Source organism: Mesorhizobium quangtriensis (genome assembly GCF_040081925.1).
Classification (GTDB): domain Bacteria; phylum Pseudomonadota; class Alphaproteobacteria; order Rhizobiales; family Rhizobiaceae; genus Mesorhizobium_K; species Mesorhizobium_K quangtriensis.
In genome coordinates this window covers 725,970-739,765 of the sequence record NZ_JBEBMF010000001.1, presented here as the reverse complement: position 1 = coordinate 739,765, position 13,796 = coordinate 725,970, and the positions used below count along the sequence as shown (strand labels likewise).

The 13,796-nt window shown below is 60.6% G+C and carries 12 protein-coding genes; 1 reads left to right on the top strand and 11 read right to left on the bottom strand.

Features of this window, described 5'->3' with window-relative positions; translation table 11 throughout:
- The first annotated feature begins 89 nt into the window (after window positions 1-89).
- Window positions 90-785, top strand: a complete 696-nt coding sequence (locus tag ABMA32_RS03780) for a GntR family transcriptional regulator (protein WP_349012384.1) — start codon at window positions 90-92, stop codon at window positions 783-785.
- Window positions 786-1,293: 508 nt separating this feature from the next.
- Here ABMA32_RS03780 and ABMA32_RS03775 read toward each other — a convergent pair.
- The 11 genes from ABMA32_RS03775 to ABMA32_RS03725 form a co-directional block, all read right to left on the bottom strand.
- Window positions 1,294-2,232 (bottom strand): LysR family transcriptional regulator, encoded by a 939-nt coding sequence (locus ABMA32_RS03775; protein WP_349012383.1) that lies wholly within the window; start codon window positions 2,230-2,232, stop codon window positions 1,294-1,296.
- 48 nt (window positions 2,233-2,280) lie between these two features.
- Window positions 2,281-3,195 carry an SMP-30/gluconolactonase/LRE family protein gene (locus tag ABMA32_RS03770; RefSeq protein WP_349012382.1) on the bottom strand — a complete coding sequence of 305 codons (915 nt, stop codon included), beginning with the start codon at window positions 3,193-3,195 and terminating at the stop codon, window positions 2,281-2,283.
- Window positions 3,196-3,207: 12 nt separating this feature from the next.
- The gene (locus ABMA32_RS03765) at window positions 3,208-4,710 is read right to left on the bottom strand and encodes an aldehyde dehydrogenase family protein (RefSeq protein ID WP_349012381.1); all 1,503 of its coding nucleotides are present in this window, start codon (window positions 4,708-4,710) and stop codon (window positions 3,208-3,210) included.
- Between the two features lie 28 nt (window positions 4,711-4,738).
- On the bottom strand, window positions 4,739-6,238 hold the full coding sequence (locus tag ABMA32_RS03760) for an aldehyde dehydrogenase (protein ID WP_349012380.1): 1,500 nt from the start codon (window positions 6,236-6,238) through the stop codon (window positions 4,739-4,741).
- The gene (locus ABMA32_RS03755) at window positions 6,235-6,612 is read right to left on the bottom strand and encodes a carboxymuconolactone decarboxylase family protein (protein WP_349012379.1); all 378 of its coding nucleotides are present in this window, start codon (window positions 6,610-6,612) and stop codon (window positions 6,235-6,237) included. The genes ABMA32_RS03760 and ABMA32_RS03755 overlap by 4 nt, the downstream gene beginning before the upstream one ends.
- Before the next feature lie 32 nt (window positions 6,613-6,644).
- Window positions 6,645-7,052 carry a hypothetical protein gene (locus ABMA32_RS03750; protein WP_349012378.1) on the bottom strand — a complete coding sequence of 136 codons (408 nt, stop codon included), beginning with the start codon at window positions 7,050-7,052 and terminating at the stop codon, window positions 6,645-6,647.
- Window position 7,053: 1 nt separating this feature from the next.
- The gene (locus ABMA32_RS03745) at window positions 7,054-8,724 is read right to left on the bottom strand and encodes a GMC family oxidoreductase (RefSeq protein ID WP_349012377.1); all 1,671 of its coding nucleotides are present in this window, start codon (window positions 8,722-8,724) and stop codon (window positions 7,054-7,056) included.
- 31 nt (window positions 8,725-8,755) lie between these two features.
- Window positions 8,756-9,727, bottom strand: a complete 972-nt coding sequence (locus tag ABMA32_RS03740) for an ABC transporter permease (protein WP_349012376.1) — start codon at window positions 9,725-9,727, stop codon at window positions 8,756-8,758.
- 4 nt (window positions 9,728-9,731) lie between these two features.
- Window positions 9,732-10,682: an ABC transporter permease gene (locus ABMA32_RS03735; RefSeq protein WP_349012375.1), complete on the bottom strand. Its 951-nt coding sequence runs from the start codon at window positions 10,680-10,682 to the stop codon at window positions 9,732-9,734.
- On the bottom strand, window positions 10,679-12,214 hold the full coding sequence (locus ABMA32_RS03730) for a sugar ABC transporter ATP-binding protein (RefSeq protein WP_349012374.1): 1,536 nt from the start codon (window positions 12,212-12,214) through the stop codon (window positions 10,679-10,681). The genes ABMA32_RS03735 and ABMA32_RS03730 overlap by 4 nt, the downstream gene beginning before the upstream one ends.
- 69 nt (window positions 12,215-12,283) lie before the next feature.
- Complete coding sequence (locus ABMA32_RS03725; RefSeq protein WP_349012373.1) at window positions 12,284-13,492, bottom strand: substrate-binding domain-containing protein; 1,209 nt, start codon at window positions 13,490-13,492, stop codon at window positions 12,284-12,286.
- Between the last annotated feature and the right edge of the window lie 304 nt (window positions 13,493-13,796).

Here is a 13,796-nt window from a genome sequence, read left to right as displayed (position 1 = left end):
AGCTGGCTCGTTCACTGTTGTATGGTAGTGTATGTAAGAATGGTACCGTATGGTAGTTGCCGAAGCGTGTCAATGTGCTAGGAAGCGGTATGAACATTCAGTCGCTGAAGATCGAAAAAGGCGCCGAAACTGGCGACAGCACGGCCGCCCAGGTCGAGCGGGACCTTCGCGAAGCAATCATCCGGCTCGAATTGAAGCCGGGCACCCGCCTCTCCGAGCAGGAGATTGCCGACACTCTCGGCGTGTCCCGTCAGCCCGTTCGCGAGGCACTGATCGCGCTCGCCAAGTCGAAACTGGTCGAGGTGCGGCCGAAGCGCGGCACGGTGGTGGTGAAGATTTCGGCCCGCGAGATGATGGAGGCGCGATTCGTTCGTGCGGCGATCGAAACCGCCGTCGTGCGCCGCGCCTGCGAAACTTTTGATCCCTGGATGCGCGCGTCCATTACCGGGATCCTGGCGCGGCAGGAAGCCGCTCGGCAGGCACAGGACTTCAACCGCTTCCGGCGCGAAGACGAGCAATTCCACATGGCGATTGCGACCGGTGCGGGTTGCGGCATGGCCTGGTCCGTCATCGCCGACATCAAGGCGCATATCGACCGGGTCTGTAACCTGCAACTGCGCAAGGCAGATTCGATGGGCCCGCTGATTTCCGAGCATGAAGCGATCATTCATGCGATCGACGCGCGCGACCCGGAAGCCGCAGTCGAGGCCATGCAGACCCATCTGAGCGGCATACTCGCCGATCTGCCTAGCATCGAAGCCGAAAATCTCGCCTTGTTCGAATAAGACAGCTGACGAAATCATAGCTCTGGCGGGCTGACACTTAAAGTTGCGGTCTCGGCGCTGCGGCTGCTGTTCGTTGGTTACTCTGAATCGGCGGGCTCAGACGCGTTGCATCTTGGGCAACCGCGCAGCCAGACGCACAGCGACCTTAGACGGGTCCACATGCCGGGAGTTTTCTTCGCGGTCGGCGCAGCGGTCGGCCATGGCCCGGGAGAGTGAGACTAAGAGACACTTTAGCCAGAAGCCACCTGATGGTTCAGTCATCCAATGCTCAGCTCGGGGCTCAACAGCGCAGCGGCGATATAATTCGCACGGCAAATGTTGCCCATCGCCATCATAGGGAGGACAAGCCATCCGCATACATCGGAAACAAACCGCAGCGCTATTGGTGCCGTGTCCTTGGTTGCCACTGTTGCGTGGCCGGCGCTCCAACGCCAGCCGGTCTACAGGACACCACTGGGCGAGCGGACCGAAGCGTAGGAATTGGCGATATCCGTCCTAAAATTGTGGACTATCTTTGCCCCGCGTCTTTGCCGTTTGGTTTCCAGTTATGCGTCGAGATGATGTCGCGAAGTTCGGTCCTGACGGTTCTGAACAACGGGCGGAATGTCGATGACATTGGTCTTTGAGACGATGTCGCCAGTATCAGCTTGCGCGTGATGGGGGGATCGAAAGGCCATACGGAGACTCTTCCGGCTTCGAAAAGAATGTGGACCGACGCATAGGGCAGCACGGTAAAGCCTGTCCCCTCTTCGACGAGCAGCAAGGTTGAAGGCATCGCCTCCAGTTCCATCTCAATGTTCGGATAAATACCGTGCTCGCTAAGAATGTTGTCGATGAGGCGGCGCAGGCCATGTGGCCGACTGGGCAGGATCATTGGCACGCGTCCGAAGATACCCAGATCGACCGGCTCCCGCGGCGGGCGCATGTCTCCGAAAGTCGGGCCAATTAGGAAAAGTTCGTCGTCCGCCAGTGGCTCGGTGAGGACCGACGGGTGGTTAGGGGAATTGTAGAGCACCGCCGCATCGATCCGCCCCGCAATCAGCCATTCCAAAATATGACCGCTGAACCCTTCGATGACCTGGAGGGCGACATGAGGAAACTCGTTCTTGATCTTCTTGACGAGTGGCACGGTCAAAACGGTCCCGACGGAGGGCGGTACACCCAGAACCAGTCGCCCCCTTGGCGAGGATTTGAGACTGGCGACCGCATTCTGCGCCAGACGCATGCGCTCGAGGATTTCGTCGGCATAGGTCTTCAGGAGAACGCCAGCTTCTGTCAGTACCACCCCTCGGCCGTTGCGGTAGAAGAGTTCGACGCCAAGCTCCTCCTCGAGCCCGCGAATATGCCGGGTTATCATCGGCTGGGTCACGTTCAGGTCAACGGCTGCCTTTGAAAAGCTCCCGGCTGACCCTACCGCAATAAACACCTGAAGCTGTTTCGTTTCCAAAGCCTATTTGCTCTTGCCCGCTGGTGCAGCAAACCGCATCCACACCCATTATAGCCCGAATGGGTGCCGTGTGGGGCGGGTATTCAGGAAAACTGCATACACCGTCGTCGTTGCCGTGATGAACAGGCGGTTGCCCCGCGGTCCGCCAAACGCCAGGTTGGCCACCATTTCGGGGACCAGTATCTTTCCAAGCAGCGTCCCTTCCGGGTTGTGGCACTGCACGCCGTCCCAGGCACTGATCCAGAGATTGCCAGCCACGTCGACACGAAACCCGTCCGGAATGCCGGGCGATATGTCGGCGAACACCCGGGAATTTGCGAGCCGATCGCCTTTGACGTCGAAGACCCGCACGTGGTGCGGGGCGCTGCGATCGGTCAGATAGCCCGAATCCGAAATATAAAGCCTGGTTTCGTCGGGAGAGAACGCAAGACCGTTCGGCATGAAGAAATCGTCCGCGACGACGGCGATCGCTCCGGTCGCGGGGTCGATGCGGTACACATGGCAGCCCGCCTGCTCCTGCAGATCCTTGCGGCCTACGTAGTCCGATATGATGCCGTAATTCGGATCCGTGAACCAGATGCTGCCGTCCGACTTCACGACGACGTCATTGGGCGAATTTAGGCGCTTGCCGGCGCAGCAGTCGGCAAGGACCGTGATGGAGCCGTCCCATTCAGTCCTGACAACCCGCCGCTCGCCCTGCATGCAGGTAATCAGCCGGCCCTGCCTGTCTCGCGTGTTACCGTTGGGATTGGCGATATGGCCGCGAAACAGGGAAACGGCGCCGGTCTCCTCGTCCCATTTGAGCATGCGGTCATTGGGAATGTCGCTCCAGATCAGGCAGCGCATGTCGGAGAAATAGACTGGCCCTTCGGCCCATCTATTGCCGGTATGGACCGTTTCCAGAAAGGCGACCGGATCAATCAGATCGGCAAACCGCTGGTCAAGGATCTCGTAGCAGGACATATTCCCTGCTCCTCAGGGCAAGCGGATCGCGACCGTCTTGGTCTGGGTATAGAGGTCCAGCGCCTGCGCTCCCAGTTCGCGTCCCCAGCCGGACTGCTTGAAGCCGCCGAACGGCATGGTGACGTCGTTGAAGTTGTGACAGTTGATCCACACGGTGCCAGACTTGATCTTGGCAGCGAGCTTATGCGCGGCACCAAGGTTGTTGGTCCAGATCGACGCTGCAAGCCCGTATTCAGTGTCGTTGGCGTCCTGAGCCAGCGTTTCGAGATCCTCATCGTCGAACGGCATCGCACACACGACCGGACCGAATATCTCTTCGCGCATGACTGCCATTTCCGGCGTGGTGCTGGAAATGATCGTTGGCTTCACGAAGTAGCCGACATCACCAGCGCGCTCGCCGCCCGTGACGATCTCCGCGCCGCTGCCCCTGCCCTCCGAGATCAGACGCGTGATGCGTTCCATCTGCTGCTGCGAGACGACCGGCCCAAGTTCCGAAGCAGGATCGAGCCCGGCGCCCAGCCGCAGCTTTTCTGCACGCTCCGCCACGCCGGACATCACCTTGTCGTAGATCTTGCGATGCACGAAGAAGCGTGTGCCCGCACCGCAGCTTTGCCCTGCGTTGAAGAAGGCCGCGCTGGATGCGCCGGCAACCGCCATCTCGATATCTGCGTCGCCGAGGACGATGGTCGGCGCCTTGCCGCCAAGTTCGAGACTGACCTTCTTGAGGTTGCCGGTCGCCGCGCGCGCGATCATCTTGCCGACCTCGGTCGACCCGGTGAAGGCGATCTTGTCGATATCGGGATGCGCGGACATCGCAGCGCCGGCCGCTTCACCGAAACCGGTGACAATGTTGACGACGCCTTCGGGGAAACCCGCCTCCTCCACGAGCCTGCCAAAATAGAGCGCGCCAAGCGGCGTCTGTTCAGCCGGCTTCAGCACGATGGTGCAGCCGGTTGCCAGGGCCGGAGCGACCTTCCAGGCCAGCATGGCCAGGGGAAAGTTCCAGGGGATGATCTGACCGGCGACGCCGACAGGTTCGCGACGGGTATAGGCGTGCCAGTCGCCCGGCGCATTGATCGTCATAGCCTCGCCGTTCAGCTTCGTCGCCCATCCCGCGTAATAGCGGAAGGTCTCGGCGGTGAACGGCACCTCGCCGTTGCGGGAATCGCCGATCGGCTTGCCGCATTCATAGGAGTTTATTTGTGCAAGCATCAGCCCGTGCTGATCAATGAGGTCGGCGAGCTTCCAGATGAGCTTGGCCCGCGCCGCCGGCACGAGCCTGGACCAAGGCCCGTTGAACGCTTCGCGCGCTGCCTTGACCGCCAAGTCGACATCAGCGGCTTCGCCTGCCGGTACGGCGGCGATAACCTTGCCATTCGCGGGATCAAGCACATCCAGCGTCTTGCCTGATACAGATGGGCGCCATTTGCCGCCGATCAGCATCTCATGCTTGCCGGAGACGAAGGCCGAAACCTTGGGGTCCAGATATTTGGATGCGTCGGTGTGTACGGTCATGGATTTCCTCCCAAGTCTTTTGATCAGGTCAGCGCTGCACGAAGGGTGCGGGTATCGAGTTTCCGGCATCGATCCACACGCTCTTTTCCTGAAGATATTCGTTGATGGCGGTCTGGCCGTTCTCCCGGCCGAAGCCCGACTGCTTGTAGCCGCCGAACGGAGAAAGGAAGCTGGTGGCCCGGTACATATTCACCCAAACGCTGCCGGCCTCCAGTCGCTCCGGCATCCGGATGGCGCGACCGAGGTCCTGGGTCCAGACGCCCGCCGCAAGGCCGTAGATGCTGTCGTTGGCGATGGCTATAGCTTCTTCCTCGTCCTCGAACGGGATGATCGACAGCACGGGGCCAAAAACCTCTTCGCGCGCAATGCGCATCGACTGCGAGACATTGCCGAAGATCGTCGGCTCCACAAACCAGCCATCTGCGATTGCCGGATCGTCAGGTGTCTTCCCGCCCAAAAGCTGACTGGCGCCCTCGTTGCGGGCGATATCGATATAATCGAGAACCTTCTTGCGTTGCGGCTCGGTAGTGATCGGGCCCACCTGTGTGTCGGGGTCGAGCGGATCTCCGATACGGGCGGTCCTGGCGAAGGAAACCAGCTTTTCGGTCACTTCGTGATAGACTGAACGCTGGACGAGAGCCCGAGAGCCCGCGATGCAGGTTTGGCCGGTCGCGGCGAAAATGCCTGAGACGAGCCCAGGAATTGCCGCCTCCATCTTCGCATCCGCGAAGACGATGTTGGCGGACTTTCCACCGAGTTCCAACGTCACCTTCTTGAGGCCGCCTGCGGCGGATTGATATACACGGCGTCCGGTTGCGTCGCCACCGGTGAAAGCCACCTTCGCGACGGCGGGATGGGTGACGAGACGGTCGCCGATCTCGCTGCCGAAGCCAGTGACCAGGTTCACGACGCCCTTCGGGAATCCCGCCCGCTCGAAAAGCTTCGAAAAGGCTACAGCCGACACAGAGGAAAATTCCGACGGCTTCCAGACGACGGTGTTGCCGGCCGCAAGCGCGGGCGCGAGCTTCCATGTCGCCAGCATGAGCGGCGAGTTCCACGGCGTGATCGCCGCCACAACGCCTAGCGGCTCGCGGCGCGTGTAGTTGAAGACACCGGGCTTGTCGATCGGGATGACCCGACCCTCGATCTTGTCTGCCAGACCGCCGAAAAAGCGAAACCATTGCGGGATGTATTTGCACTGCATCCGCATTTCGTTGATCAGCTTGCCGTTGTCTCGGGTCTCGAGCACGGCAAGATTTTCGGCTTCCTCGGCAACGAGATCCGCGAAACGGCAAAGTATCTGGCCGCGCGCAGTAGCCGTCATCGTCCGCCACTCGCCCCGGAAAGCCTCTGCTGCAGCCTCGATGGCCTGATCGACATCGGCAACCCCGGCACGCGGGAGAAGAGCCCAAGGCTTGCCAGTGAATGGATCGACCGACTCGAAGTAGTCGCCTGAAGCTGCGGCGGTCCAGCGACCGCCGACAAGCATCTCCAGCTTTTCCTGGGCGAGTGGCGAACGTGGGATCATGCGGCGACTTCCTGCATAGCTTCACGGGCGATACGGAAAGAATCGACGCCTGCCGGCACGCCGGCATAGATCACAACCTGAAGAAGAACCTCCCGGATCTCGTCCTTGCTGACGCCGTTACGCAAAGCGCCCTTTACATGCATCTTCAACTCATGCGGCCGGTTGAGCGATGCCAGCATCGCAAGGTTCAACATGCTGCGCGTCTTCTTGTCGAGCGTGTCGCGACCCCAGACCGCGCCCCAGCAATACTCTGTAACGAGTTCCTGAAGCGGACGATTGAAATCGTCGGCGCTGTTGATCGATTTTTCGACGAATTCCGCCCCGAGCACCGACTTGCGGATTTCGAGTCCCTTGTCGAACACGTCCTTATTCATCTGATTTCCTTTCATGACAGATTTGGGAGGAGTCAAAGGCCCGGCGTGGGCCGGTATTTGCGACCGCGCGCGACCACGTGTCCGAGCGAACCGTCGGTCACATACACCTGCGTCTCCTTCGGATCGTACTGGACGTTTTCCTGTCCGGGATACCCGATCAGTTCGCGAACCCTTGGATTCATGTAGTAGGTGGTGATCGCAATCGTCGTGACAGCACTGAAGGCGGGCTTGTCGTTCTGATTGATATTTTCCAGATGTGCTTCCGCACCGTTGGCGAGATCCGTCTGCAGCGATTTGTCGAAGGCGTCCTTGAGGTCGACGCGAAAATCCAGCGCGGCCTGCGCATCGGCGAAGGAGCAGACATCGCTGAACTTCGGCATCCGCTTGTGCGCCGGGATCAGGAAATCGGCGAGGGAGAGAAAAACGGCTTCCTTCTGCATGTCAGGCCGCCTTCTGGTTGCGGCGCTCGGAAATCATCCGGCGCGTGTTGCGCAGTGCGACAGCCATGATCGTCGCGGTCGGGTTGGTCGCGCCCGATGTCGGGAAGGTCGATGCATCCATGATGTAGAGGTTGGGCACGTCATGGCAGGCGCCGAACTGATTGACGACCGACTTCGTCGGGTCGTCGCCCATGACGCAGGTGCCGATCAGGTGCCAGCCGGACTCGCGGACGGGCGTGGAAACCAGCGTCTCGATCGCACCTGCCGCCCTCACCGATTCAAGGCATCGGTCGATGTTGAACTGGAGGAGGCGGTTGGAATTCTCGTTGACCTTGTAGATGATCTGCGGTGCGGGAAGGCCGTCGGAATCCACGAGGTCCTTAGACAGCACGACCTGGTTCGATTCCTCCGGCAGGTCCTCGCCGACAATACCCCAGATCAGCGAGTGGCCGAAGCGACGGGCAACGTTGTCATGCAGGTTCGCGCCCCAAAAGTCCTGGAAACGCCCCTCCTCCGACACATAGACCTTCGATCCCATGGCCCCGGAAACACCAACGGGTCCACCGGAAGGCATGCAATTCCATTTGGAACCGCGAACGAAGCCGCGGCTCTCGTCGGTCTCGTAGAACTCCAGTGAATAGACCTGCTGGCCGAACGGGCCGCGCCAGGAATCGAGCGGATCCTCGTAAGACGCCAAGACGCTGGCGAAGGGATGCATCATCAGGCGCTTCCCAACGAACCCGGACGAATTCGCAAGGCCATCCGGATTCCGGCCGCCACCCGACATGAGGAGAAGGCGCGGCGTGCCGACGCCGTTGGCACAGAGGATGACGACGCGCGCGCGCTGGCGGCGGTCGCGGCCGTTGGCATCGACATAGACCACGCCGGTGGCAAGCCCCTGGTCGTTGGTTTCTATCTCCTTGACGCGCGCTTTGGTGACAAGCCGCGCGCCGGCCTTGAGCGCCAGAGGCCAGTGGGAGCGATCGGTGGTGGACTTCGCGCCTTCCGGGCAACCGGTGAGGCAGGTGCCACGGCGAACACAAGCATTCAGCTCGCCGAACTTCTCCGACGGTATGGCGTTGCTGCCCGGCCACCAATGCCAGCCCATCTTCTCCATGCCAAGCGCACCGCGCCGGCCGACCGATCCCATCGGAAGAGCGGCGAAGGGATAGGCGGGGCGCGGCGGGAACGCAGGATCGCCCGCAAGCCCGGACACGCCGACCTCACGCTCGATCTCGAGCTGGTAGGGAAGCAGGTCCTCATAACTGAAGGGCCAGTCCTCCGCCACGCCGTCCATCGAACGGACACGGAAATCCGACGGCAGGAAATGCATCCACTGCGCACCGTAGAGCGTCGCGCTGCCGCCGACACCGGCGAACATCAGCGGGTTAATGTCCGTCGTGGAGTTGTCGACCGGATAGTCGTTGGGACTGTCGCGGACGTTGGGGTTCGGATGCCAGAGCTTGGTGCTGACCAGTTCGTGTTCGGGACGCGCGCCGGTGTAGTCGTTGTATTCGGGCCACTCCCCCTGTTCCAGAACGACCACGGAAATACCCGCGCGTGCAAGATGCAGCGCCGCGACCGAACCGGATGGGCCGGCGCCGACGATGACGACGTCCACCTCTTCGTCCCGTTTGGGTCTTCCGCCCCGGTCGGCTATCCCGATTGTCATATTTTCCTCCACTTACGGCGCGCCGCGGTCTTCAAGGCAGCCGCGTGCGATAGAAGGCCGCGGCGCCGATGATGATGATACCCTTGATGATCAACTGCATCTCGATCGGAAACCCGAGCAGCAGCACCAGATTGCCTATGACGACAAGAACAGCGACGCCGAGAAGCGCGCCTGCGATGCTGCCCCGTCCGCCCGACAGCGCCACGCCACCCATGACGGCCGCGACGATGGAATCGAGTTCGTATCCCTGGCCGACCCAGTTCGAGACCGTGCCGACATAGCCGAGAAGGAACAGGCCGCCGATGCCCGCGCAAACGGAGCAGATGACGTAACAGATGATCGTTACGCGATCCGGTGCGATGCCGTTCAGGAAGGCAGCCTTGGGATTGCTGCCGACCATGAATATTTCGCGTCCCAAGCGCGAGCGGTGCAGCACAAACGCCAGGACGATCGCCATCACCGCAAGCGTCATGAGGTTGACGGGAATGCCCCAGATGCGGCCCGAGGCGAGAAACGACATGCCGGGCGGCAGCGTGCTGATGGGAGCACCGCCGGTGTAGGCGAAGCGTACGCCCTGCAGGATGATCATCATGGCAAGGGTGGCCAGGAACGGGCTGACGTTGCGCTTGGCGACCAGCCAGCCGTTGACGAAGCCGACGAGGGCGGAGAACACGATCGCGGCGACGAAGATCGCAGGGATCATGTCGTTGCTGGTGGCCTTGAACGCGGTGGCGAGGACGGCGACAGTCGCCATCAGCGAGGCGACGGACAGGTCGAGGCCGCGCACCATGATGACGAAGGCCTGACCCAACACCACCATGCCAAGCGGAGCAGCGATGGTCAGGACGTTGACGAGGTTCGCGGGCCGCAAGAACGTTGGAGAAAGGAGGGCCGCCGCGACAAGCAGCACGCCAAGGAAAATCAGCAGACCGAAACGTTCGAAGACCGCAGCCATCAAAAATCCAGGGCGAGGTTTCGGCATGGTAGCGTCGAGCTGAGCCATATCGTCACTTCCTCCGCACGATATGAAAGCCGACCGCGGCAATTATTATGAAGCCCTGAATGATCCACTGGTAGTAGGAAGACACGCCGACGAAGTTCAGCAGGCTGTTGAGCATAGTGACAAGAAGCACGCCGAGAAACGTACCCAACACGCCGCCGCGACCGCCCGCGAGGATGGTGCCGCCGACCACCACGGGCGTGATGGACTGTAATGTCAGGGCGGCACCGATGCGCGGGTCGCCGACACCAGTACGCGCGGTCAGGAAGATCGCAGCCATGCCGGCGCAGAGCCCGGACAGCGCGTAGGCCATGACCGTTATGCGGCCAACCGGCAGACCATTCAAACGCGCAGCTTCCGCATCGCCACCAACGAAATAGATGTTTCGTCCCGCGCGAGTCCTTTGAAGCCACAGACCGGCTATGAGGAAGACGATGACGAGTATGATCGCGCTGATCGGAATTCCGGCCACATTGCTGTACGCGATGTCCTCGAAGGCGCGAGGCACCGAGCCACCGGGCTCCTTTCGGTACATCAACGTGCCGCCGAAGATGATCGAGGACATGCCAAGTGTTACTATCAGCGGATGCACGCGGAGGATCACCGTCAACAGGCCGTTCAGCGCGCCGATGGCTGCCGCGGCGACCAGGGCCGCCGGGACTGCGACCCAGACTAGATCTGGACGCCAATCCAGAAAGTTCGCAAGAAACACCGTTGTCGCGCTCACCAGCGAGCCTATTGCGAGGTCGATTCCGCCCATCAGCACGACGAAGGTCTGGCCGAGGCTGACTAGCCCCAGCACGACCAGTTGCTGTAACACATTGGTGACGTTGCGCCAGGTCAGGAACCGATCAGACAAGAGGCCGCCTGAAACCAGTATGAGCAGGATCAGCCCCGCCACGATGAAGTAGGACAGCATCAGGCGGTTACGCCGCAGACCCGTGACAAATGCAGTCATGCCACGTCCATCTGCTTTGCCGTGCCACGCTCGTCCACGGTTCTGACGGCCAGCGCCATGATGGTTTCTTCGGAGAGATCGTCCCTTGCAACCTCCCCCATCACATGACCCTGCGCCATAACGACAACGCGATCGGAAAGGCCGACAACTTCTGGCAGTTCCGAACTGATCATGAGGACCCCGATCCCGGAATCGGCAAGCTTGCGGACCAGCCGGTAGATTTCCACCTTCGCCCCGATGTCGACGCCACGCGTCGGTTCGTCGAGGATCAGCAAGCGGTTGGAGATCCGCGACCAGCGGCTGAACAGCACCTTCTGCTGATTGCCGCCCGACAAGCTTCCGACCTTCACATCCGGTGACGGCGCTGCAATTGCGAAGTCGGCGATTTGCTGCAACGCGATGTCGCGCTCCTTCTTGCGGATCACCAGGCCCTTTTCTGTTACACGACCCAGGTCGGGCGCGATGATGTTGCTGGTGATCGGCAGATTGAGGAAGAGGCCCTCTTCTTTGCGGTTCTCCGTCAGAAAGCCGACGCCGCGTTCGATAGCCGTCTTCGGCAGATGATGCCTTAACAGTTTGCCGTCGATCTCAATGGTACCTTTTTCCATGTCGCGCATTCCAAAGACGACTTCGGCAATTTCGGTACGCCCAGAGCCGACCATCCCCGCAACGCCGACTATCTCGCCCTCTCTGACGTCGAGCGAGACATCGCGTACGCGCGGACCTGCCGCGAGGCCGCGAATCGAAAGCACGGTTTTGCTTGTCCTCGAAACGCTCTCACTGCGCGGCGGATAGATCTGTTCTAGCTGACGCCCGACCATGCTGGTGATCATCTCATCGCGGGTCATCTCGCGCACGGGACGAGAATCAACGACCTGTCCGTCTTTCAGGATCGTGACGTGATCGGCGATTTCGAAGATTTCCTCGAGACGATGCGAAATGTAGACAATCGCCACGCCCTGAGCGCGCAAACGGCGCATGTTCTCGAACAGCAGATCGACCTCCTTGCCCGAAATGACTGCCGTGGGTTCGTCGAGGATCAGCAGTTTGAGGTCGCCGACCAAAGCCTTTGCGATCTCGACCATCTGCTGGTCGGCAAGTGGCAGCTCATCGATGTAAGCGTCCGTTGGAATATCAACACCAAGCTGCGCCAATATCTCTGCTGCTCTCCTGTGGCGGGCTTTGTCTGAAATGATGCCGAATGCGTTTCGCGGCTGGGCATCCACAAGGATGTTCTCGGCGACGGAAAGTTCTGGAAAGAGGGCGAGTTCCTGATGGATGACGTGGATGCCGGCCTCGCGCGCCTGCCTCGGATTCTTCCAACTTAGTTGCTTGCCCAGATAGGCGATCGAACCGCTGTCTGGGCGCACTGCCCCGCCGATGACGCGCGTCAGGGTGGACTTGCCCGCGCCGTTTTCGCCGAGCAAAGCATGAATCTCGCCTGCCCGAACCGCGAAGTCGACCCGGTCAAGCGACTTTACACCCGGGTATTGCTTCTCGATCTGACGCAGTTCGATCACGGAGGAAGACATGGCTGCACCCAACCCAATCCGATGAAAAGCCGGTGCGCATCTTGCGGGCGCACCGGAGGGAGGGAGGACTTACTTCGGGTAGTCGGGATTGAACGTGCTCGGATTGTAGCCGGCCGGCAATCCGTTACTTGGCGACAGATCGCCCGGATCATCCATGCTGACATGGTCGAGCAGATGACGGTCCCCCTTGACGGATACAGTATCGGCATCGGGCGAGGTCACCACCTGGAAGCTGACCTCGACCTTGTCCGGCACCGAGATGCCCTTGAGGACTTCGAGTGCCGTCTCGATGCCGGTGATGCCCATCGACGTCGGATAGTCGATGCCGCACATCTTGATATTGTACTGATTGGCGAGCTGATACATGCGTGCGACGTCGCCTCCGGTCATCGGAGGGATCTCACCAGCCTTGTAGCCGGCATCGATATAGGCCTCGATCGCACCGTAGCCTTGCAGCGCGCTGTCGGCGAGGACGCCGTTGATGTCCTTGCCATATTTCTGGATGAGCGCGGCCATGACCGACTTGCCCGTCGCCGGATTCCAGTCGCAGTACTGTTTCTCGAGAACCTTGATGTCGGGAAACTTCGAAAAGACCTCTTCGTTCGCCTTGATGCGGATTTCCGCGACGCTGGAGCCGGCGATTCCCGGCAGCATGACGATGTTGCCCTTGCCTCCGAGGGTTTCGCAAAGCCACTGTGCTTCCAGGCGACCCAGCGCCCAGTCGGATGCCGTCACATAGGTGATATAGTTCTCCGGCGTCTTGACCTTGCGGTCGACCATAACGACAGGGATGCCCTGCTCCGACGCACGTCCGACGACGGAGTCGAGAGCGTCTTCGGTGGCGGCCGCAATGAGCAGCAGGTCCACGCCTTGGCTGATCAGGTCCTGGATGTCGGCAATCTGCTTTGATGGATCATCGTTGGCGTCGGTGACGAGAAGGCGCGAGATGTCATCGCGATGCTGACCAGCCGACCACAGAACGCCATGCTGGAAGGCGACGCGCCACGCGTTGGAGATCGACGCGTTCGAGAAGCCGATGACGTATGGGCCATCCTTCTTCCACTTGGACGTGTCGACCATCGTGTTGGCATTCGGGTTCCACATCCACGTGCGCGGAGCGCCGTAATAGCCGGGCTTCGTCTCGGCAGACTCCGCCGCAGCGGCAGTGGCGCTGATAAGCTGAACGCCCGGCATGGCCGCGACTGCCGCAGCCGCCGGAATGCCACGCAGGAACGACTTGCGCGAGATCTTCGTATCAAGGATTTGTTTTATAGGCACTGGCTTCTCCTCCTGAATCCATTTATTCGCCCGCTTTTATGCTGAATTCCTCTGAATTGAATAAGTACTCCCCAACCAATCCAGAGAAGAAAGCGGAATATATCCTCCAAAGCAGCTTCCGTAATTTTTCCCGTCGCGCAGCGAGAAGGGAAAACGACGTACCGCAGCAGGGAGGGACTATCGTTAGCTGACACCGGGCGGTCAATTCGCGACGGTGTAATAGCTGCTATTACCAGTTCGAACTTGGGCGCCGCGCGGTAATGCATTTATCGTCCACCTTGCGTGAGGGGCTTGCCAGAGCGCC

Excerpts from the sequence above, each read along its gene's own strand:
- ABMA32_RS03770 (WP_349012382.1), bottom strand. The coding sequence starts at position 3,195 with ATGTCCTGCTACGAGATCCTTGACCAGCGGTTTGCCGATCTGATTGAT.
- ABMA32_RS03760 (WP_349012380.1), bottom strand. The coding sequence starts at position 6,238 with ATGATCCCACGTTCGCCACTCGCCCAGGAAAAGCTGGAGATGCTTGTC.
- ABMA32_RS03740 (WP_349012376.1), bottom strand. The coding sequence starts at position 9,727 with ATGGCTCAGCTCGACGCTACCATGCCGAAACCTCGCCCTGGATTTTTG.
- ABMA32_RS03750 (WP_349012378.1), bottom strand. The coding sequence starts at position 7,052 with ATGCAGAAGGAAGCCGTTTTTCTCTCCCTCGCCGATTTCCTGATCCCG.
- ABMA32_RS03730 (WP_349012374.1), bottom strand. The coding sequence starts at position 12,214 with ATGTCTTCCTCCGTGATCGAACTGCGTCAGATCGAGAAGCAATACCCG.
- ABMA32_RS03755 (WP_349012379.1), bottom strand. The coding sequence starts at position 6,612 with ATGAATAAGGACGTGTTCGACAAGGGACTCGAAATCCGCAAGTCGGTG.
- ABMA32_RS03780 (WP_349012384.1), top strand. The coding sequence starts at position 90 with ATGAACATTCAGTCGCTGAAGATCGAAAAAGGCGCCGAAACTGGCGAC.
- ABMA32_RS03765 (WP_349012381.1), bottom strand. The coding sequence starts at position 4,710 with ATGACCGTACACACCGACGCATCCAAATATCTGGACCCCAAGGTTTCG.
- ABMA32_RS03745 (WP_349012377.1), bottom strand. The coding sequence starts at position 8,724 with ATGACAATCGGGATAGCCGACCGGGGCGGAAGACCCAAACGGGACGAA.
- ABMA32_RS03735 (WP_349012375.1), bottom strand. The coding sequence starts at position 10,682 with ATGACTGCATTTGTCACGGGTCTGCGGCGTAACCGCCTGATGCTGTCC.